This window comes from Corallococcus sp. AB049A (genome assembly GCF_003668885.1).
Lineage (GTDB): Bacteria > Myxococcota > Myxococcia > Myxococcales > Myxococcaceae > Corallococcus > Corallococcus interemptor.
The window spans coordinates 1-1,307 of record NZ_RAWL01000796.1; the positions used below are offsets into that span (position 1 = coordinate 1).

The 1,307-nt window shown below is 71.5% G+C and carries 1 protein-coding gene; it reads left to right on the forward strand.

Going from position 1 to position 1,307, the window contains the following annotated elements:
* Window positions 1-1,307 (forward strand): polyketide synthase (locus D7X55_RS39455; protein WP_233610373.1); only part of this gene is annotated, 1,307 nt, incomplete at both ends.

The following is a 1,307-nucleotide window of genomic DNA, read 5'->3' on the forward strand; positions in this document are numbered from 1 at the left end:
GCCCGCACCGGACTCGGAGGCCACCGGCCGGCGCGAGCGCTACGTGGCGCCTTCCCATCCGCTGGAGGAGCGGATCGCCTCCACGTGGGCCCGCGAGCTGGGGGCCGACCGGGTGGGCACGCAGGACCACTTGTTCAACGATCTGGGCGGCACGTCGCTGTCGGTGATGCGGCTCGCCTCGCGGCTCAAGGAGACGCTGGGCCGCGACGTGCCCGTGGTCTGGCTGTTCGAACACCCGACGGTGGAGTCGCTGGCCCAGCGGCTGGAGCAAGAGGCACGGTCTCCGGGAGCGCCCTCGCCCACCGCGACGGGCCACCGCCCTCGTGAGGCGTCGAAGGCCGGCACGTCCGGCTCCATCGCCATCATCGGCATGGCGGGACAGTTCCCCGGGGCTCGGACGGTGGAGGCGTTCTGGCGCAACCTGCGTGAAGGCGTGGAGTCCATCTCGCGCTTCACACCGGAGGAGCTGGAGCACCTGCCCTCGCTGCCGGAGGGGTTCGAGCTCTGGTACCACCCGTCGTTCGTTCCGGCCGGCGGCGTCCTGGACGACGTGGACGCGTTCGACCACGCGTTCTTCGACATGTCGCTGCGCGAGGCGCAGTTCACGGATCCGCAGCAGCGGCTGTTCCTCCAGACGGCCTGGGCCGCGCTGGAGGACGCGGGCATCAATCCGGACCGCTACCCCGGTGCCATCTCGCTGTACGCGGGCGCCGCGGCCTCCGGGTACGCGGAGGCCGTGCGGCAGGCCATGCCGCTGGACGCGGCGTCCTTCTTCGAGCTGAACGGCACCGCCACGCACGAGAGCCTGCCGACGAAGGCGTCCTTCAAGCTGGGGCTCACCGGTGAGAGCACGCTGCTCTACACCGCGTGCTCCACGGGCCTGGTCGCGGTGCACCTGGCCTGTCAGAGCCTGCGGGGCGGCCAGTCCGACGTGGCGCTCGCGGGAGCCACGCGGTTGTCGGTCCCGCAGCGCACGGGCTACGTGGCGCAGGAAGGGCTCATCTTCTCTCCGGATGGACACTGCCGTGCGTTCGACGCTCGGGCCCAGGGGACGCTGCCCGGCAATGGCGTGGGCGCGGTGGTGCTCAAGCGCCTGGAGGACGCCATCCGGGATGGGGATGACATCTATGCCGTCATCCGGGGCTCGGCGCTGAACAACGATGGCCGGAACAAGTCCGGCTTCACCGCGCCCAGCGTGCAGGGACAGGCGGCCGTGATTTCCCAGGCGCTGGCCAACGCGGGCGTGTCTCCGGAGGCCGTGGGCTACGTGGAGGCCCATGGCACCGCGACGCCGCTGGGGGATCCGA